This window comes from Photobacterium sp. AWH4_225 (assembly GCF_056158405.1).
Genome location: NZ_JBSWTF010000001.1, coordinates 1,973,265 through 1,992,977 on the forward strand (window position 1 = coordinate 1,973,265; position 19,713 = coordinate 1,992,977).

At 46.2% G+C, this 19,713-nt stretch carries 18 protein-coding genes; 14 read left to right on the forward strand and 4 right to left on the reverse strand.

Features of this window, described 5'->3' with window-relative positions:
• Nucleotides 1-342: 342 nt before the first annotated feature.
• Nucleotides 343-1,257 carry a substrate-binding domain-containing protein gene (locus ACXAD4_RS09385; RefSeq protein ID WP_475240881.1) on the reverse strand — a complete coding sequence of 305 codons (915 nt, stop codon included), beginning with the start codon at nucleotides 1,255-1,257 and terminating at the stop codon, nucleotides 343-345.
• Nucleotides 1,257-2,174 (reverse strand): formate dehydrogenase accessory sulfurtransferase FdhD, encoded by a 918-nt coding sequence (gene fdhD / locus ACXAD4_RS09390; protein WP_475240883.1) that lies wholly within the window; start codon nucleotides 2,172-2,174, stop codon nucleotides 1,257-1,259. Before fdhD ends, ACXAD4_RS09385 begins: the two co-directional genes overlap by 1 nt.
• A gap of 266 nt (nucleotides 2,175-2,440) precedes the next feature.
• Here fdhD and ACXAD4_RS09395 point away from each other — a divergent pair, with 266 nt between their 5' ends.
• The 13 genes from ACXAD4_RS09395 to cobB all read left to right on the forward strand — a co-directional run bounded on the left by ACXAD4_RS09395 (nucleotide 2,441) and on the right by cobB (nucleotide 16,864).
• Entirely contained in the window at nucleotides 2,441-2,911 is a 471-nt protein-coding gene (locus tag ACXAD4_RS09395; protein ID WP_475240886.1) for a DUF3305 domain-containing protein, read from the forward strand.
• Nucleotides 2,901-3,611 (forward strand): DUF3306 domain-containing protein, encoded by a 711-nt coding sequence (locus tag ACXAD4_RS09400; protein WP_475240888.1) that lies wholly within the window; start codon nucleotides 2,901-2,903, stop codon nucleotides 3,609-3,611. Before ACXAD4_RS09395 ends, ACXAD4_RS09400 begins: the two co-directional genes overlap by 11 nt.
• 285 nt (nucleotides 3,612-3,896) lie before the next feature.
• A complete protein-coding gene (locus tag ACXAD4_RS09405; protein WP_475240891.1) occupies nucleotides 3,897-5,576 on the forward strand; it encodes a 4Fe-4S binding protein in 1,680 nt (559 codons plus the stop codon).
• A 9-nt stretch (nucleotides 5,577-5,585) separates the two neighbouring features.
• Complete coding sequence (locus ACXAD4_RS09410; protein WP_475240892.1) at nucleotides 5,586-6,191, forward strand: TorD/DmsD family molecular chaperone; 606 nt, start codon at nucleotides 5,586-5,588, stop codon at nucleotides 6,189-6,191.
• A 194-nt stretch (nucleotides 6,192-6,385) separates the two neighbouring features.
• Nucleotides 6,386-6,610: a twin-arginine translocation signal domain-containing protein gene (locus tag ACXAD4_RS09415; RefSeq protein WP_475240895.1), complete on the forward strand. Its 225-nt coding sequence runs from the start codon at nucleotides 6,386-6,388 to the stop codon at nucleotides 6,608-6,610.
• A gap of 13 nt (nucleotides 6,611-6,623) precedes the next feature.
• Nucleotides 6,624-9,479 carry a formate dehydrogenase subunit alpha gene (locus ACXAD4_RS09420; RefSeq protein WP_475240896.1) on the forward strand — a complete coding sequence of 952 codons (2,856 nt, stop codon included), beginning with the start codon at nucleotides 6,624-6,626 and terminating at the stop codon, nucleotides 9,477-9,479.
• Between the two features lie 12 nt (nucleotides 9,480-9,491).
• A complete protein-coding gene (gene fdh3B, locus ACXAD4_RS09425; protein WP_187462056.1) occupies nucleotides 9,492-10,109 on the forward strand; it encodes a formate dehydrogenase FDH3 subunit beta in 618 nt (205 codons plus the stop codon).
• Nucleotides 10,110-10,208: 99 nt separating this feature from the next.
• Nucleotides 10,209-11,285, forward strand: a complete 1,077-nt coding sequence (locus tag ACXAD4_RS09430; RefSeq protein ID WP_475240898.1) for a formate dehydrogenase subunit gamma — start codon at nucleotides 10,209-10,211, stop codon at nucleotides 11,283-11,285.
• Nucleotides 11,286-11,475: 190 nt separating this feature from the next.
• Complete coding sequence (locus ACXAD4_RS09435) at nucleotides 11,476-12,522, forward strand: PstS family phosphate ABC transporter substrate-binding protein (RefSeq protein ID WP_475240901.1); 1,047 nt, start codon at nucleotides 11,476-11,478, stop codon at nucleotides 12,520-12,522.
• Between the two features lie 22 nt (nucleotides 12,523-12,544).
• Entirely contained in the window at nucleotides 12,545-13,906 is a 1,362-nt protein-coding gene (gene pstC, locus ACXAD4_RS09440) for a phosphate ABC transporter permease subunit PstC (RefSeq protein WP_475240903.1), read from the forward strand.
• Nucleotides 13,899-15,143 (forward strand): phosphate ABC transporter permease PstA, encoded by a 1,245-nt coding sequence (gene pstA / locus ACXAD4_RS09445; protein ID WP_475240904.1) that lies wholly within the window; start codon nucleotides 13,899-13,901, stop codon nucleotides 15,141-15,143. The genes pstC and pstA overlap by 8 nt, the downstream gene beginning before the upstream one ends.
• Before the next feature lie 89 nt (nucleotides 15,144-15,232).
• Entirely contained in the window at nucleotides 15,233-15,973 is a 741-nt protein-coding gene (pstB, locus tag ACXAD4_RS09450) for a phosphate ABC transporter ATP-binding protein PstB (protein WP_475242742.1), read from the forward strand.
• Between the two features lie 180 nt (nucleotides 15,974-16,153).
• Nucleotides 16,154-16,864 carry a Sir2 family NAD+-dependent deacetylase gene (cobB, locus tag ACXAD4_RS09455; RefSeq protein WP_475240907.1) on the forward strand — a complete coding sequence of 237 codons (711 nt, stop codon included), beginning with the start codon at nucleotides 16,154-16,156 and terminating at the stop codon, nucleotides 16,862-16,864.
• 54 nt (nucleotides 16,865-16,918) lie between these two features.
• Here cobB and ACXAD4_RS09460 read toward each other — a convergent pair whose 3' ends face one another.
• Nucleotides 16,919-17,362, reverse strand: a complete 444-nt coding sequence (locus ACXAD4_RS09460; RefSeq protein WP_475240908.1) for a PACE efflux transporter — start codon at nucleotides 17,360-17,362, stop codon at nucleotides 16,919-16,921.
• Between the two features lie 95 nt (nucleotides 17,363-17,457).
• Here ACXAD4_RS09460 and ACXAD4_RS09465 point away from each other — a divergent pair, with 95 nt between their 5' ends.
• On the forward strand, nucleotides 17,458-18,345 hold the full coding sequence (locus ACXAD4_RS09465) for a LysR family transcriptional regulator (RefSeq protein ID WP_475240910.1): 888 nt from the start codon (nucleotides 17,458-17,460) through the stop codon (nucleotides 18,343-18,345).
• Nucleotides 18,346-18,409: 64 nt separating this feature from the next.
• Here the strand turns inward: ACXAD4_RS09465 and ACXAD4_RS09470 are convergent, their stop codons facing one another.
• Complete coding sequence (locus ACXAD4_RS09470; protein ID WP_475240912.1) at nucleotides 18,410-19,453, reverse strand: extracellular solute-binding protein; 1,044 nt, start codon at nucleotides 19,451-19,453, stop codon at nucleotides 18,410-18,412.
• Nucleotides 19,454-19,713 lie beyond the last annotated feature (260 nt).

Below are 19,713 nucleotides of genomic sequence, written 5' to 3' on the forward strand. Positions count from 1 at the left end.
ATATATGACAGGTGCTAAACATTAATAAATGTATATAAGCGAAAGGTCTAACGTGCTTGACTTTATTGATTGGTTTATCTGTAAAGTTATTAGATAACAGCATGAATGGTAAGGAGAAAGAGTCTTTTTCAGGGGTAGATAGCGTTAGGTTTTCTTATGATGGCAAAGCTGGCGTTTTTCATCTTTAAATTTTTGTATTGATAGCATTTTCTTCAGGCTGGATATTGAAAGAAAATCCGTTTTGATAGCGATTAATGAAATCGTAAAGAGGGGCATCTGCTGCCCCTCTTTATTGAGTTATGTGTTTTTAGCAAGATTAGTTTCGAGTTCTTAGTTGGGTGGTTACTTACCACTCCAAACCTGCTGACCACTTCGGGTAAAATTATAACCGCCTAGCTGATCACCTTTGCCCTGAATAGTATTATCGCTTAAGGCGTGGAGGAGTTTCTGTTGCAGGTCTCTGAAATAGATATTTTTCGGGATCACCAGCTCGAAGGCTTCAGTACAAAGGGGTATAAATCCAAGGCCAAATTCCCCCGCGGTACTTTGGCTGGCACAACCAACATCGGCTTCACCTCTGGCAATGTTCGATGCGAGTTCTCTTTCACTATTGCAGGTTCCTATACTGGTCAGCATTTCAATCGTGAAAGCGTGAGTATGTAACCATTCAGATAGGGCTCGCATGCTACCGGCACCTTCTTGGCGCATTGCCCATCGCCAACGGGAAGACAGTAGCTCCTGAGGCTGAATAGAACGGTTATTCACGCAGTCTGCTATCTCTTGAGACACCACTAAACCTTGCTGGCGTTCGAATGCATGGATAAGAACCCAATTACGATGACCGCTGTATTGTTGCAGCAATGCGGGATGGCGAAGAGCGGCTTCTTCGGCATGTCCCCAATGAATGCAACACATATCGACATGACCTTTACTCAACATTGCCAGACCTTGGCGGGTGCCCGTTGAGGTATAACCGATAAGCGCCGTGCTACCTAGCTTATTCGCCATATCACCCACGATCATCTGTAGCAGAGGATCATCGGAGCCCGCTATCAGTAGGCGATCGTTCAAAACCCCATTGTGGCAGGACTCAAGTAACCATTTGTCGAGCAGTGCTTTTGGGAAAAGCCATTTGCCGGTGACTTTGGTTGCGGGTAGTAATCCATCATTGGCAAGGGCGTACACTTTCTTTTCATTCAAATCGAGATATTCGGCCACTTGCTTGGCATTCATGAACTCCGGGTAGCTATTTTCCATTATTTGCTACCACCTTGCTGGTGGCTAGAATGCTGCTGATCAGTTTCACCTTTATGTGTTGGTTTATGTGCATCTTCAACAGGTAGGCTTTTAGCATCACCTTTTACATCTAGTATTAGATTTTCAACACCGTTATACACCTGGAAGCGGTGGCCCTTGGCGCGGGCGATCATGGTGATCCCCAGTTTCTGAGCAAGCTCATAGCCCATTTGAGTTGCACCTGAACGAGAGAGCAGAACAGGAATGCCCATCTGAGCCACTTTGATCACCATCTCAGAGGTCAATCGACCCGTGGTGTAGAAAATCTTGTCGGCACCTTGCTCACCTTTGAGCCACATTTCACCAGCGAGTGTATCGACAGCGTTGTGGCGACCTACATCCTCAACAAAAGACAAAATCTCCGTGTCTTTGCACACCGCACAGCCGTGAACGGCACCGGCAGCTTTATACGTTTCGTTATGGTGGGTCAGCGACTCAAGCAAGCCATAAAGCTTTGATTGGGGAATACTTGGTTTAGGTAGTTGGATACCTTCCAATTTCTTCATTACGTTACCGAACATAGTGCCTTGGCCGCATCCAGACGTAACGGTTTTCTTTTCCAGCTTTTTTTCTAGGCCATCGGTATTTTCGCGGGTAATGACGGCGGCGGAGTTGGTTTCCCAGTCAATGATCAAAGATTCGATGGCGTCGATGTCTTCAATAAAACCTTGGTTTTTGAGGTAACCAAGCACAAGTGCGGATGGACGTTCACCTAACGTCATTAGGGTGACAATCTCTACCCAGTTGAGATAGACGGTAAGGGGATGTTCACAGGCAATTTCTTTTTCCATCATATCGCCATACTCATCCATTACCTGAACGGTCATTGTCTGACTAACAGATGAATTTGTTTTAATTATTTTTGGCAATTGGCTCATCAAATTATCCTGCTGTTGATGGTTGTTACTTAGCATCTAAAGGAGATCTTCCTGTTGGATGTGTTCATGTATACGCAACACTTTCTGGAACGTCTACTTTTAAAACATAGATTAAGTCGTTGTCAGATGTATTAGCAAACATCATTCCAACTTATTTGTTTCTGGAAATGTCATCTGTTTGGAAGTGCTTTTATAAAGTTGGTCTGATCCTTGCTTTATGGGGTTATCAATTAGATAAGCCCGAACCGAAAAGCTAAGGAGTGAGTGTGCCTGAACAATATAAAAATGAGTCATTGTGGCCGATAGCATTTCGTCTGGTATCAGAAGAAAAGCAAGTTGGTCGTTGGACAACACTTTCTTGGTCAATTGAAGACGTTTGTTTATATGACGAAGATGAAAAAGAGACACTGGCAAATAAAGAAGGTGGCTATGTGATGCCATTGGAACTGCATCGCCACGAACGTTCTGACTACCGCTTTAACCTCAGCTCGCGTGATCCACACTTATTTATTGTTTGTGAAGAAGAAAACGAACAGCTATCGCCATTACTGATTACGGCCGCCCAAGGGTTGGCAAGTAGCTACATGGATGGTGACTATCAAGTTCTTCATATAAAAGCACCTTTACAAATCCAAGCTTGGATGGAGGCCTTTATCGGTCGTCATGGCGAACAAATCGAATATCGTCGTAAACGTTGTAAAAACAAAGAGCAAAAAGGGCGTTCTAGTGGCAACTAACTTCTTCCAGCGTTGGTCTCAGCGCAAAATCAACGCCAAGAACGAAGGCGAAGCTTATCCCGAACCGGATAAGAAAGAACAAGAGCTTATCGATCATGAACCGATTGATCAGAAACCGGTAAAAGATGATCTCAACGCTTCCGAGTCAGAGAGCATTGCTAGCAGCGAGACTGTGAAACTTGATGATGAAGATAACGGCTCTGATCCACAAACCACACTTCCTGAGTTAACCCTTGCTGATGCGGCAAAGGTAACGTTTGATTCTGGTGTATCAACCTTTATGAAGCAAGGGGTTGAAAAGTCTGTGAAAAAGGCGGCGCTGCGCAAGTTATTTCACTCTGATGAATTTAACTATATCAGTGACATGGACGATCACACGGAAGATTTTTCAAATGTGCCTGTGCTTGATACCAAGGTAACACAGCAGCTTCGTCAATGGGTCAATGAGGTTGCGGAAACAGCAGAGGAAGCTCTCAATGCTTGTACAGAAGCGGGGAGTGAGGCTCATGCAGTTGAGAATACAACGGAGCAGCTTGAAACAGCAACACCTGAGGCTTACGTGCAAGGCTCAGATATACAAGGCTTTGGCACACAAGACTCGGATGCACTCGATTCTGATTCTAATGAGGCAGTAGATGTTGAAACAGGCCTCGCACTTTCTATCCCTACTGAAATAGAGAGTGAAGAAAAGCCAACTTAATACCTAACAACAAACGAACTGGGACAAAAAGGGAAAAATAACCTTAAAAATGATCGGGACATTTTGGCGCAATACTCACCAAGTGGTGGGACAAATTGTCGCTAAGTGGTTTGGTCAAACTGTCCTAAAGAGATTTTGGCTCCCTATAAGTCATTTTATTCCGTGAAAAGTTGGATCGGTTATTGCTCTAGTAAAGAGTATGAAGCGAGTTATTTAGAAAACCCTTTTCTAAACAGTGCGTTTCAATCGCCACTGACTAACGGTGACGAGTAGACAGGAATAATAATGTTAAATAGTACACTTGAAGCACTATCCGCTACCAAAGAGCAAAATGGTAAAGCGAGACTGACTGCCATAAATGGTACCGTCGAGCTTTCCAATCTCATTCCACCAACGGTTTCTTATGAAAGCCGCGGGAATGTGTTGCTGGTGGGTGCAGAAGACGTAATCACAACCCTTGAAACACAGTTTACTTCGCTGAATTCGGTAACCCTACTTGCCACAGCGAAGGCCGATTCTGAAGAAAAAGCCAAAAACAGTGTTAAACGGGATAACCTTTACTTTGCTTCTAAGGCAACCGTAAAAGGTTACCTAGGGGCATTTGAAGTCTCTTGTGATATCGAGAGCATGTTGACGACAGTGAACTTGGCAAAAGTGGCGATTGGCCGTGATTGCTTTGATTTGATTGTTGATATGACGGACAAGGGCCTATCCGAGCTTGAGATTTCTGCACCGGGTTATTATGCCGTTGGGGCAGGAAAAGCGAAACTGGCAAATGTCATCGAAGATCTTCCTGAGATGATTGGGACATTTGATAAGCCGAAATACTTTCGACTGAATCCTGATCTTTGTGCGCACTCATCTCGCGGTGTGACTGGATGTGAGCGTTGTGTTGATGCTTGCCCTGCTGGTGCATTGTCCAGCACTGGCGATCATATAGAAATCAACCCATACCTTTGCCAAGGTGTGGGAACATGTGCGACAGCATGTCCGACCGAAGCGATTTCTTATGCGTTACCTGATCCGGCAAATACTCAACACTTTGTTTATCGATTATTGGAAAACTATCGAAAAGCGGGTGGGGAAAAGCCGACATTGCTTTTCTATGGTAACCGGGATGAAGACAAGGTAAATACGATCATCTCTGATCTTCCTGAGTCTGTTATTCCGGTTGCATTGGAAGAACTGGCTACGGTAGGCATTGATTCTTGGTTTAGTGCATTGGCTTATGGTGCACATCAAGTGCTTTTGGCGACAAACACCTCTTATATTCCTGACACTATCGATCGTGTACTACGTGATGAATTAGCAACGGCTCAGTCATTTTTGGCTGATATGGGCTATGACGTTGAACGTATTGCTCTGTTTGATTTTGCTGGTGCCAAGACCTTCACGGGTTTTGACTCTGCATTATTGAATCTAGCTACTCCATTGGAAGGCAATAAACGCGCGAAGTTGTTTACGGTTCTTGATGCCCTTTATGAAAACGCGGCGGTAAAACCAGAACGTACTGCGGTAACTGAAAATGCCCCTTATGGTTCTGTAGAGTGCAAGTCTGAAGATTGCACATTGTGTATGGGCTGTGTGTCTGTATGCCCGACGCGAGCACTTCATGCCATTGGCGATCGTCCAGGTCTTTTGTTTATTGAACAAGATTGCGTGCAATGTGGCATGTGTGAAAAAGCGTGTCCTGAAAAAGTGATTTCCCTTAATCCGGGTTTGACTTGGAATGCAGAGACACGCCAGGAAGCACAGGTTCTGCATGAGGAAGAAGCGGCTTGTTGTACCAGTTGCGGTAAACCATTTGCTCCAGCTTCTATGGTGAAAATGTTGACCGAGAAGTTACAAAATCACTCTCAGTTTCAGGGAGAAGCCATTCGTCGGTTGAATATGTGCGAAGACTGCCGTGTTCGCGATATTTTCTCGACGATCGTCGATGATCCTGAAAGTCAGCTAAAAGTGTAGGAAAAGCAAATGGAATCAGTACTTCAAACTCAACAAGAAGATAGTGCACTGCGTGTTGAAATATATGGCTTGTTGGCACATTTGTTTCGCAAGGCACCGGATCAAAGCGTTTTAGATTGGCTTTCTGCACTAGATGTTGAAGCAAATCAGAATGCATCTTCATCAAACACAATGGCAGCTTCTTGGCCTGTTCTCAAATTGGCGGCACAGACCACAACAGTTTTAGCTGCTGAAGAAGAGTATCAAGATCTGTTTATCGGCATCGGTCGTGGCGAGATCGTCCCATTTGGATCTTGGTACCTAACCGGTTCATTGATGGAAATGCCTCTTGCCCATCTTCGTCGTGATCTTATGCAGTTGGGCTTTGCCCGTGAAGAGAATGTCAAAGAGCCGGAAGATCACATCGCCGCATTATTGGAAGTGATGGCGATGCTGGTGGAAGGGGGAGACAAGCACTTGCAGCAAGTTTTCTTCAATCGTCATATCGCGGCATGGTTTGAGCGACTATGCGCTGATCTTAAAGCTGCCAACAGCGCTGTGTTTTATAACGCTGTTGCTGAGTTGGCTCTTCAGTTCCTGCTGGTGGAAAAAACACGATTAGTAGAGGTGAACTAGACTTTACCTAATTTTCATTTTTGTGACGACGTAACCGCTACCGAACTATTTAATGAGCGATGCAATGAGGGTGCTCAGTGGATAGTTGGAACAAGCCTTTTAAGTCGTTATTTATTTTACGAAAAACTTAGCAAAAAAATTGATTTCCGAAACGAGCCTATCGGATTCGGAAACACGATAAGGAGCAAGCTTTTATGAGTGAGCAGAAAAAACCTAGTCAAAATGAAACCCGTCAAAGCCGACGCCAACTATTGAAAAATATTGGCTTGAGCGTGGCGGCTGGTGCTGTTGTTGCAGGTACAGCAACTGCGGTTCAGGCGAAGGCCGACAAGCCTGAAGGCTATACCAAAGATCAAGATGACAACACTACTGGCTATCGCGAAACTCAGCATATTCGCGATTACTACGAAACCTTGTAAGGCGGAGCAATAAATGAAACTGATTAAACGTTCCGATAACGTAAGCAAGGACGAAAACCAGCTAGGTATTTCGCGTCGTTCCTTTATCCGAAATTCATCACTGGCTGCTGCTGGTGGTATGGCTGGTGCAAGCATGTTTGCACCGGGCATGATGAAAAAAGCCGAAGCTAAAGACGTTGATCCTAAAGCGCCGGCTGAAGTGAAGCGTACTATTTGTTCTCACTGTTCTGTTGGCTGTGGTATTTACGCTGAAGTACAAGAAGGGGTGTGGACTGGTCAGGAACCAGCATTCGATCACCCGTTCAACGCCGGTGGCCACTGTGCAAAAGGTGCTGCACTCCGCGAGCATGGCCATGGTGAACGCCGTATCAAATATCCAATGAAGTTGGTTGACGGTAAGTGGAAAAAGCTTAGCTGGGAGCAGGCTTTGGATGAAGTCAGCCAGCAAGTTAAGAAGATTCGTGAAGAGTCGGGTCCAGATTCAGTGTACTGGTTGGGCTCTGCTAAGCACAACAACGAACAGGCTTACTTGTTCCGTAAGATGGTCTCGCTATGGGGCTCGAATAACGTTGACCACCAGGCGCGTATCTGTCACTCCACAACCGTTGCCGGTGTAGCAAACACCTGGGGTTACGGGGCGATGACCAACTCGCTCAATGACATGCATAACTGTAAGTCGATCCTGTTTATCGGCTCAAACCCTGCAGAAGCGCACCCAGTTGCGATGCAGCACATCCTGATCGCCAAAGAGCGCAACAGCTGTAAGATTGTGGTAGCGGACCCTCGTCGTACCCGTACAGCAGCGAAATCTGATCACTATGTTTCTCTACGTCCTGGCTCTGACGTTGCCTTCATCTGGGGTGTGCTATACCACATTTTCAAAAATGGCTGGGAAGACAAAGAATTCATTCGCCAGCGTGTTTGGGGTATGGATGAAGTACAAGCAGAAGTCGCCAAATGGACGCCTGCTGAGGTAGAGCGCGTAAGTGGTGTACCAGAAGCGGAAGTTTATCAAACGGCAAAAATGCTTTCTGAGAACCGCCCAGGATGTGTGGTTTGGTGTATGGGTGGTACCCAGCACACCACAGGTAATAACAACACCCGAGCGTACTGTATTCTTGAGCTTGCCCTTGGCAACATGGGTAAATCAGGTGGTGGTGCCAACATTTTCCGTGGTCACGATAACGTACAGGGTGCGACGGACTTTGGCGTACTGTCTGACAACCTACCTGGTTACTACGGCCTTTCTGAAGGAGCCTGGAAACACTGGGCGAAAGTATGGGATGTGGATTACGAGTGGCTGAAGGGTCGCTTCGACCAGAATGAATACCGTGGCAAGAAACCAATGAATAATGCCGGTATTCCTGTTTCTCGCTGGATTGATGGTGTGCTTGAAGACAAAGCCAACATCGAGCAGAACGATAACATCCGAGCCATGTTCTACTGGGGCCATGCGGTGAACTCGCAAACCCGTGGTACCGAAATGCGCAAGGCAATGGAAAAACTGGATATGATGGTGATTGTTGACCCATACCCAGGCGTTGCTGCGGTAATGAACAACCGCAAAGACAATGTATATCTACTGCCAGCGACTACCCAGTTCGAAACTACTGGTTCTGTAACGGCAACCAACCGTTCAGTTCAGTGGCGCGATCAGATCATTGAGCCGCTGTTCGAATCCAAGCCAGACCACGAAATCATGTATCTGCTCTCTCAGAAGCTTGGTCTTTCCGAGCAGCTGTTCAAGCACATCCGTGTTGAAAACAACCAGCCTGTAATTGAAGACATCACCCGAGAATACAACAAGGGTATGTGGACTATTGGTTACACTGGCCAGAGCCCTGAGCGCCTGAAAGAGCATCAGCAGAACTGGCACACGTTCCATAAGACTTCTTTGGAAGCGGAAGGTGGCCCAGCCAACGGAGAAACCTACGGTTTGCCGTGGCCTTGTTGGGGCACACCAGAGATGAAGCACCCTGGTACTCATATTCTGTACGATACATCGAAAACTGTCGCTCAAGGTGGCGGTAACTTCCGTGCCCGTTTCGGTGTAGAGCGCAATGGTGAAAGCCTTCTAGCAGATGACAGCTTCTCGCTAGGCTGTGAGCTTGAAGATGGTTACCCAGAGTTTACCGACAAGATGCTTAAGCAGCTTGGTTGGTGGGATGACCTGACCGCTGAAGAAAAAGCACAGGCTGAAGGTAAGAACTGGAAAACTGACCTGTCTGGCGGTATCCAGCGTGTAGCCATCAAGCACGGCTGTATTCCGTTTGGTAACGCCAAAGCACGTGCAGTGGTATGGACATTCCCAGATGCAGTGCCGCTTCACCGTGAGCCGCTGTACACGCCACGCCGTGACCTTGTAACAGATTACCCAACGTGGAATGACAGCGAAGCCATGTTCCGTCTGCCGACGTTGTACAAGTCAATTCAGGATAAAGACGTGTCAGACGAATATCCAATCGTATTGACCTCCGGTCGATTGGTTGAGTACGAGGGTGGTGGTGACGAAACCCGTTCTAATCCATGGCTGGCAGAATTGCAGCAAGAGATGTTTGTAGAGGTAAACCCGAAAGATGCCAATGATATTGGCTTCAAAGACGGTGAAATGGTGTGGGTTGAAGGTGCAGAGAAAGGCCGAATCCATGTTAAAGCCATGGTAACGCCTCGTGTGAAACCGGGAATGGCATTTATACCGTTCCACTTCGGTGGTAAGTTCCAGGGCGAAGATTTACGTGGTCGATACCCTGATGGCTGTGCGCCGTTTGTTTCTGGCGAAGCGGCCAACACGGCAACTACATATGGTTATGACCCTGTGACCCAGATGCAGGAAACCAAAGTTACCCTCTGTAAAATCTCTAAAGCGTAAGGAGTCATTCTGATGGCACGTATGAAATTTCTTTGTGACTCTAAACGTTGTATCGAGTGCAACGGTTGTGTGACAGCTTGTAAAAACGAAAATGATGATGCACTTGAATGGGGTATTCAGCGCCGTCGCGTCGTTACCCTTAACGATGGTTTGCCAAATGAGAACTCTATCTCGGTAGCCTGTATGCACTGTAGTGATGCGCCATGTATGGCGGTGTGTCCGGCTGACTGCTTTGTGCAAACCGAAGATGGCATTGTTCTGCATGATAAAGATCTCTGCATCGGTTGTGGCTACTGCTTGTTTGCCTGTCCGTTTGGTGCGCCGCAGTTCCCGCAGCAAACGGCTTTTGCTGAACGTGGCAAGATGGACAAATGTACCTTCTGTGCCGGCGGCCCGAATGTCGAAACGGGTTCGGTAGAAGAGAAACAGAAGTATGGTGCCAACCGTATTGCTGAAGGTAAGCTTCCAATGTGTGCTTCGCTGTGTTCAACCAAGGCGCTACTGGCAGGTGATGCTGCGAAAATCTCTGATATCTACCGTGAGCGTGTTGTTGCTCGTGGGGCAAAAGAAGCGGGTTGGGCGAGTACTGACGACCTGGCTTACGATGCAGCCAAAGTGCGTAAGGCATAACGAGTCCTAGCAAACGAACAAGAGGCAATCTCTAACGCTGAGGTTGCCTCTGGGTAAAGAGATCTGAATATAACTGTTGAACAAACAGTCGGGAGTAATATGACTAAGCGAATTCAACACTGGTTCTTTTTGCTAACAACCGCCTTGGTATTGATGTTTTCATTATCGGCGGCAGCAAGTAATGAAACCGGTGCTAACTCTGAATCTGAGCGCTTGGGCGAGTCTGTTGTAAGGCATGAAGTCATTGGTTTTGCCGGTGCTGACTATTGGCGAGCAGTCAAAGATGGCCAAGAGGGCTATACCACATCGAAGTCACCAGAGCATGGTGTGCTGATTAGTGTACCGGGGCAGACCTGGTTCATTATGAAAGAAAAGTGGATGTCACCACTTGGCGCACTAGCCATTTTTGGCAGTTTGGTGATGGTGGCGCTGGCGTATGTTGTCGTTGGCCCATTAAAGCTCAGCAAGCCCAAAACAGGCCGTAAGATCAAACGCTGGAGCCGGTTGGATAGGGCGTTGCACTGGAGTTTAGCTTTCACCTTCTTGACCTTGGCATTTAGTGGATTGACGCTGGTTTATGGTAAGTACTTTATCAAGCCTATCGTTCCTACTGAGCTGTGGGGTTGGGTGATCTATGCAGCTAAGCAATACCATAACTACATTGGCCCTTTGTTTGCGATTTTCTTGGTAGCGGTACTGGTTAAGTGGTGGCGTAAGAGTATTTTCAACAAAGTTGATATGCAGTGGTTCATGAAGATGGGCGGTATGGTCGGTAAGCACAAAGGCAGTCACCCATCAGCTGGGTTCTCCAATGGTGGTGAAAAAGCGATTTTTTGGTTGTTGATCTTCTTTGGTGCCTTTATCGTGGCCAGTGGTTTTATCTTGGATTTCCCAATCTTCGACCAAACACGTCGTGATATGGAACTCTCGCACTTAGTTCACATGCTGTCTGCATTGGTACTTATCTGTGGCTTCATCTTCCATATTTACATTGGTTTGTTTGGTATGGAAGCGGGTCTTGATGGCATGATCACGGGTGAAGTGGACGAAACTTGGGCCAAAGAGCACCATGATTTGTGGTACGAAGAAGTGAAAGACTTGCCTGAAAACCAGCCTGGCTATGATGAGAAAGCCGAGGCGGATAAGAAAGGCAACGCCGCTCAGGATAACGCATAACAGCTGATTATTATGGTAAAACCGGTAGCTAACCCTACCGGTTTTTTTATATCTGCAGCTGGGTGAATGACTGGTTTGTTAAGATTTTAACAAAGGGTTCTTGAAATTGTCATCGAAGTTTATTGGCAGCTTTGGATGCGATTTTCTACTGTGGAAGTGGGTTTAAATCAGTCAATGGTGGGACAGTTTAATGCTTGAGTTAAATAGAGTAATAGCAGCTGCACTGGTTTCGGTTTCAGCGTTTGCCGCTACTGAAACATATGCCGCTTCTCGCGATACAATCAGCATCGTTGGTTCGTCAACGGTTTATCCATTTGCGACTGTTGTCGCTGAGCGATTTGGCCGCTCGACAGACTTTGGGGTACCTAAGGTTGAATCAACCGGATCCGGTGGCGGTTTAAAATTATTCTGTGCCGGGGTTGGGGTTGATACGCCAGACATTACTAATGCTTCTCGCAAAATCAAAGGCTCAGAAGTTGAGAATTGCATGAACAATAACGTCAAAGAGATCGTCGAGGTCAAAATTGGCTATGACGGTATTGTACTGGCTAATTCAGTAAAAAGTGATGTGATGTCGCTGACTGTTGGCGAACTATACCAGGCTTTGGCAAAGGTACTGCCTGATGAAAAAGGTAAGCTAGTTGGAAACCCTAACAAGACCTGGAAAGACATCAATGCCAATTTGCCGAATACCAAAATAGAAGTGCTTGGCCCTCCGCCAACATCAGGGACTCGAGATGCGTTTGTCGAGCTGGTGATGGAGGAAGGTTGCCTTGAGAACGACAGTATTCAAAAGCTGAAGAAAGAGGATAAGAAACGTTTTCAGGCCGCTTGCCATGCCATCCGTGAAGACGGTGCGTTTATCGAAGCGGGAGAGAACGATAATCTGATTGTTCAGAAGCTAAGTGCTAACCCGTCGGCGTTTGGTATCTTTGGCTACAGTTTCCTCGACCAGAACAGCGATAAGGTACACGGAGCGAAAATCAATGGTGTCGCACCAGAGTTTGAAGCTATCAGTGCGGGGGAGTACCCGGTTTCACGTTCGCTGTACTTCTATGTTAAGAAGGCCCATATCGGTGTTGTACCAGGTCTGAAAGAGTATGTAGACCTCTTTACCAGTGAAGATGCGATAGGCGCAGAAGGATACCTCACTGACCGCGGCCTGATCCCACTGGATGACACTGAGTGGACTGAAGTCAGGGATGAAGGAGTAAACCTGACTGTGAACATCCCTTAGAGTAAGCGACGGGCAACTATCCATGATTTTCGGGCTAGTATTGCTTATTACAATGGTTGCTTTCTTTGCCTGCCGGGAAAAAGCGAGGCGCATTGCCTGGCAACTCGGTAGGCAGAGTCAGCTGCATTCGCTGCCACATTTCCATGGCTTGTCTGCTGTTTTAGTGGTTGTTGCGCCATTGCTGTTGCTTGGTATTTTCTGGTTTGTTTCCAGTGAAAGTCTTGCACGTTATCTACTTGTTCAATATCTCTCGCAACACTCGCTTGAAACGACCAACGTCATTGTCTCCCAAGTTATCGGGATCGCTGATGGCATTTTGTCTGCAACATCTGACAACATGGCTAACGCCGCAAACTATTATCGTGAACAAACGGCGTTTTTAAAGCAGGTTTTTCACGCTATCACATTTGGTTGGACATTCATCGCCAGCATTGCAGTTTGGTGGCGCATTAATGCGAGTTTCAAAGCCAGAAAAGTCGTTGAACGGATCACTATCGGCTTTTTATGGGGTGGTTCCCTTATTGCGATAATCACCACTTTGGGTATTTTATTGTCCCTACTTTTTGAGGCCATTCGGTTCTTCCAACTCGTTCCACTTTCTGATTTTCTATTTGGCCTGCACTGGTCACCTCAAATTGCGATTAGAGAAGATCAAGCCGGGGCTAGCGGTGCATTTGGCGCTGTGCCGCTATTCGCAGGCACCTTTATGATCACCTTTATTGCGATGCTGGTTGCTGCCCCTGTGGGCTTATTTACCGCAATTTATCTTTCACAGTATGCACCAGCAAAGGTGAGGAAGTGGGTGAAGCCGATTTTGGAAATTCTGGCGGGGATCCCAACAGTGGTTTATGGCTATTTTGCTGCACTATTTATAGCCCCTTTCATACGTCGCCTCGCCGAAGGCATAGGTCTTACTCAGACATCCTCAGAGAGTGCCTTGGCTGCTGGATTAGTGATGGGGATGATGATTATCCCATTTGTATCATCACTCTCTGACGATGTGATTCGTTCTGTGCCAAAAGATCTGAAAGATGCCGCATTGGCAATGGGTGCTACCCAAGCTGAAGCGATAAATAAGGTCGTATTGCCAGCCGCACTTCCCGGTATTGTTGGCGGGTTATTGCTAGCGGTATCAAGGGCGATTGGTGAAACCATGATAGTCGTCATGGCTGCAGGATTGTCTGCCAACCTTACTGCTAATCCGCTTGAATCAATGACAACGGTGACGGTACAAATTGTTACCTTACTGATTGGAGATCAAGAGTTTGATAGCGCCAAGACACTCGCGGCATTTGGCCTTGGCTTAGTATTATTTTTGGTGACCCTGTCACTTAATGTGGTTGCGCTTCGACTAGTTAGGCGATACCGGGAGCATTATGACTGAGTTTAACCACGCTATAGCGGACAAGAACCAGCGCATTAGCTTGAGCTTAAAACGTCGCTATCGACATCAGAGTATCCATAAAACGATAGGACTGGCGGCAATCGTCTTTTCACTGGGCTTCTTGCTGCTGATTTTTTCCGCCATTGCGATTAAAGGAATGCCAGCGTTTAAAGCCACAGAAATACAACTGCGTGTAGAAGTGCCGGATACCGTCACTTCAAGTAAAGCGCGTGCGGCTATTCGGGAAAGCTTACGAGCACAGTTTCCTGCCGTGCAATCTCGTTCAGATCGCCGATTACTCTACAAGTTGATCTCCGAGTCAGCGGAATACCAACTGGTAGAACAATGGCGCAACCAGAAACCGACTGCGGGAATAATTGAGTTAGTGTGGCTGCCGGCATCGGACAGTATTAACCGGTTACATAAATCAGGCGATCGGGATGCTAACTTAGCGGATAAGTTAGAGGGTTGGTATCAAGCGCTGCTGCAGCAAGCTCAGGTGAAAACGACATTTAACACGACTTTTTTTCAAAATGGTGATAGCCGAAATCCAGAGTTTGCCGGTATTCGAGGGGCATTGGTTGGCTCAATGTATACCTTGTTGACTGCGCTGGTGATTTGCTTTCCTCTTGGCGTGGCAACCGCTGTTTATTTGGAAGAGTTTGCGCCAAGAAACCGTTTTATCGACTTTGTCGAAGTAAACATCAATAATCTCGCGGCAGTACCTTCTATTGTGTTTGGTTTATTGGGTTTGGCGGTTTTCCTGAGTGTATTTGGCTTGCCTCGTTCGACCCCGCTGGTAGGTGGCTTGGTGCTCGCACTAATGACATTACCAACAATTGTGATATCAAGCCGAGCAGCGATCACTGCGGTTCCGCTTTCGATAAGAGAAGCCGGTTTGGCGATGGGAGCATCGCACATGCAGGTAGTGTTGCATCAGGTATTGCCCATGGCGTTGCCTGGTATGTTAACAGGGGCCATTATCGGGATGGCGCAGGCACTTGGTGAAACAGCACCATTGTTAATGATCGGAATGGTCGCATTCATTGTAGATATCCCTAACGGCATATTGGATTCCGCCACTGTTCTACCTGTACAAATCTATTTGTGGGCGGAAAACCCTGAGAAAGGCTTTGCTGAAATTACGGCGGCAGCCATTTTGGTATTGCTCGCTTTTTTAGTTTTGATGAACGGACTGGCATTGTATCTACGCCATCGGTTAGAGCGGGAGGGCTAATGAGTAAGTTACTGACACCCATAAAGTTTCAAGATAGTGATGACATTGGCAGTAAAACATTAGGCCAACCTTTGATCGCTCATGCAAAGATGACAGCCCGAGATGTGAATGTGTTTTACGGCGGGGAGCAGGCCATATATGACGTTAACCTGGATATAGGTCAACAGGAAGTCTTGGCTATGATTGGCCCTTCAGGCTGCGGTAAATCCACGTTTCTTCGTTGTCTTAACCGTATGAATGACACCATTGTTAATTGTCGTGTCTCAGGCGACATTGCTTTGGATAACCAGCAAGTGATGCAGATGGAGCCTGAACTGCTAAGGGCAAGGGTAGGGATGGTTTTCCAAAAGCCCAACCCATTTCCTAAATCGATTTATGACAACATTGCCTTCGGCCCTAAAATTCATGGTTTGATCAGTAACCGTACGGAGTTAGATCACTGTGTTGAACAATGCCTTAAGAGGGCTGGGTTGTGGGACGAGGTAAAAGACAGGCTCGATCAACCTGCTTTGGGTTTATCTGGAGGTCAACAACAACGCCTGTGTATTGCTAGGGCAATCTCTATTCAGCCGGAAGTCATATTGATGGATGAGCCATGCTCGGCATTAGATCCTATAGCGACAGACAAAATTGAACAATTAATTAAAGACTTAAAGCAAAATTTCAGTATCATTATTGTCACTCACTCCTTGCAGCAAGCTTCACGAATCTCTGATAGGGCAGCTTATTTCCACCTAGGTAAATTGGTTGAAGTCGACAAGGCGGAAGTGTTCTTTTCACAACCACAACATCCTTTAACCACACAGTATCTAGCTGGTCATTTCGGTTAGTTCAATTGTGTACATGTTATGTAGGCTCTTTATGGACTTGACCATTCCATTTTAACTCCCTAGCGCACTATAACTTTTTGTTTGTTACTTATAATTAGACTAATGTCGTAGACGTTTCACTTATAACCACATGAAAACAATGGTATAAAGTTAACTAGAGAATAAAGAAAGGACACGGCCATGCTTTTCCCATATCGAAATATAGTTGTACTAACCGGCGCGGGCATCTCTGCAGAGTCAGGCATCCGTACCTTCCGCGACCAGGATGGGTTGTGGGAAAACCACCGCATAGAAGATGTGGCAACGCCTGAAGGGTATTATCGTGATCCGGCACTCGTGCAGAATTTCTATAATTTGCGTCGCCAGCAGCTAGAAAGCGGCACAGTTTTCCCTAACGATGCACACAAAGCATTGGCTAGGCTTGAACAAGAGCTTGATGGCAAGGTCACCATTGTTACTCAGAACATCGACAACCTGCATGAAGCTGCAGGCAGCAAAAATGTTATTCATATGCATGGCGAGCTGCTCAAAGCCCAATGTAGTGAAACAGGCCAGTCAGTAGAGTGGAGTGGGGATATATCACTAGATGATCATTGCCATTGCTGCCAGATGCCTGCTCCGATGCGCCCTAACGTAGTTTGGTTTGGAGAAATGCCAATTGGTATGGACAGAATCCATGATGCTCTCTTAGAGGCAGACCTGTTTATTTCTATCGGTACATCGGGTGCTGTGTATCCGGCAGCGGGTTTCGTCCACGAGGCGGCGATGCACGGGGCTCATACGATTGAGTTGAACCTAGAGCCGAGTGAAGTCGAAAGCGAATTTGCTGAAAAGCGTTATGGGCCAGCATCAATGCTAGTCCCTAACTTTGTTGAAGAAATACTTGGTTAAACCTTACAGGCATTGATTCTTTTGAAAATGCCCGCTCATTGCGGGCATTCTACTTTAGCATTCAGAAACGTGAGCTTCGATTGGCGTTGGCTTTGTGAAAAACTTCGCTTTAACGTGATCATAAGACCAGTTATAGATGATTGCGTAGATCAAAAAGAAAATCACAATGCCCAAATCAAGGACTAGCACAGTCCAAAAGTCCAGCTGCAGTACCCACATCAATACCGGAATCGTGACAAAAATTAGCCCACCTTCGAAACCGAGGCCATGCAGGATTCGTGTTTTAACTGTACGGCTTAAGCGATCCTCTCCGGCAAACTTATCAAATATCACATTGTAGATGTAGTTCCAGGTCATCGCGATCAATGACATCACGATACTTAGTCCACCGACAACGGCTGGGTTATGCTTGGTGAAAATCGTTGCGGCTCCCATCAAAATCACAAGGGCAAACACTTCAAACAACACTGTGTGTAAGATACGTTCTTTAATAGTCATCATTTTTTCCTAAGCTAATGCAAGTTGTTTTGTGCGTGTAATGTATCTTTATCTGTGATTTAATCTAGTTAGTTATCATCACTATTACTGATAGTATGTACAATCTTGACCAGCTCCAGATGTTTGTTATAGCGGCTAAGTTAGGGTCTTTTTCTGCTTGTGCCAGACAGCTGGGAAAAGTCCAATCAGCAGTTAGCCAGGGTATTGCAAACTTAGAAATTGATTTAAATGTCGAACTGTTTGATCGTTCTACGAGAAAGCCAACACTGACAGAACAAGGGCGGCATTTGCTCAGGTTTGCAGAAGCCACTTTGCAGCAAAGCTTTGAGTTACAGAGCGCGGCAAATGCATTGAGTGATAGCCAAGAAACGGAAGTCACCATCTTAATTGACGATAACTTATTGATTGATAAACTCGGAGAAATTGCTGATGAGTTTAGCCAACGCTTTCCATCGACAACCCTAAGTACTATGCTGGCCAGCAGTACTGATATTCCTAATCTCTTGCTTAGCGGAAAAGGGGATCTCGGGGTCATGTTGACTGACATGGTTCACTTCAAAGAACTGGATGTTCGATACATTGGGAGTATTCGCTTTGTGCCCGTTGCCTGCCCAGAACATCCTTTATCAAAACATGACAGCGTCACGCCGGCAGATTTGATCCCTTATCGCCAGTTAATGGTAAGAGGCGAAAGTGGAAAGTCCATGTCTTACATGCCGCCGATATCTTCCCTGCATTGGTGGACGAACGATCACCATGTACTGATTCAATATGTTGAGAAAGGTTTGGGTTGGACCTACCTGCCAAGCCATGAAGCCAAACAGAGGGCATCAATGGGTAAAATGAAAATACTGCCCGTAACCTTCGATCACAAAGAATGGCAAGCTCCGGTTGAATGCGTGACTCCCAAAGGAAAAGCTGTCGGGCCTGCGGTGAAGTGGCTAAATATTGCTTTAAATGGGTTGTTGGATGACGTGGAATGAAAAGAGTTAGCAGGATATAAAAAACTCGGGCTGGAGCCCGAGTTTTTTATACGGAGGAGAGAGATTACTGACCTGCTTTCAGCTTCTGGTAGTACTCTTCGTAAAGGGTGTTTGCACCATTTACGCTGTCTTGCCATTCACCGGCATCCATCACTTCTTGTGGTGGGTAGATGCTTGGATCGTTAACAAAGTCAGCAGGAAGTTTATCTTTCGCTGTTGCAACTGGTGTTGGGTAACCGATTTCTAGAGCGATTTTCGCTGCATTCTCAGGGCGAAGTAGGAAGTCGATCATCTGGTGCGCAGCGTCTATATTCTTCGCGTTAGCTGGGATAGAGATGCTATCCATCCAGAAGATAGCACCTTCTTTTGGCCATACGATGTCAATTGGCGCGCCTTCTTGACGAGCCATGTAAGCCGAGCCATTCCACAACATCCCTAGAGATGTTTCGCCAGCCATGTAAGGGTTGGCAGGGTAGTCAGAGTTGAATACCAGTACGTTAGGCATTAGCTTCTTAAGCTCTTCGTACGCGGCCTTAATCTCTTCAGGATTTTTGGTGTTCGCAGAGTAGCCAAGTTTACGCAGTGCGATGTGAAAAAATTCACGCGCGTCGTCCATCATCATTAGCTGACCTTCCCATTTCGGGTCCCATAGGTCAGCCCAGCTAGCAACTTCGTCTTTATCCATCATATCAGTGTTAACACCGATACCGGTTGCCCCCCAGATGTAAGGGATAGAGTAGTCGTTCTCAGGATCGAATGGCTTGTGCAGGAAGTTCGGATCGATTTCATCAAAGTGGCTTAGCTTTGACTTGTCGATTTTTTGCAGCATATTTTCTTCACGCATTTTCGATACATAGTAGGTTGAAGGAACCACTAGATCGTAGCCGTCACCGTGAGTTTTCAGCTTCGCGTACATGGTTTCATTCGACTCGTAGGTCGAATAAATCACTTTAATGCCAGTTTCTTTCGTGAACTGTTCCAGAACTTCTGAAGGGATATATTCAGACCAGTTGTAGAAATAAAGCTCTTTGTCTGCGGCTGTTGCCATGTTCGAAAACATAGCCATTGCGCAAACACCACCGGCCATTAAAGAAGACCATTTTTTCATTGTTATATGCTCCAAACTAAATGGGATTTTGAGAGTGTTCTCTAGCGAATGTACTAATTATGGATGAAAATCATCACGGTGAAGTACTAACCGCTTCTCCTGCAAAGTGTCGTTATGCTCAGCCCATAAGCCGAACGTCGGATGTTTACCCTTGTCACAAGGGTAGTAAGGTTCTGTAAAAAGCACTGATAATACAGCGCTTTTAAGAGCATATTATAACAGGGAATGGAATGACTATGATATGGAATATCAACGACTAA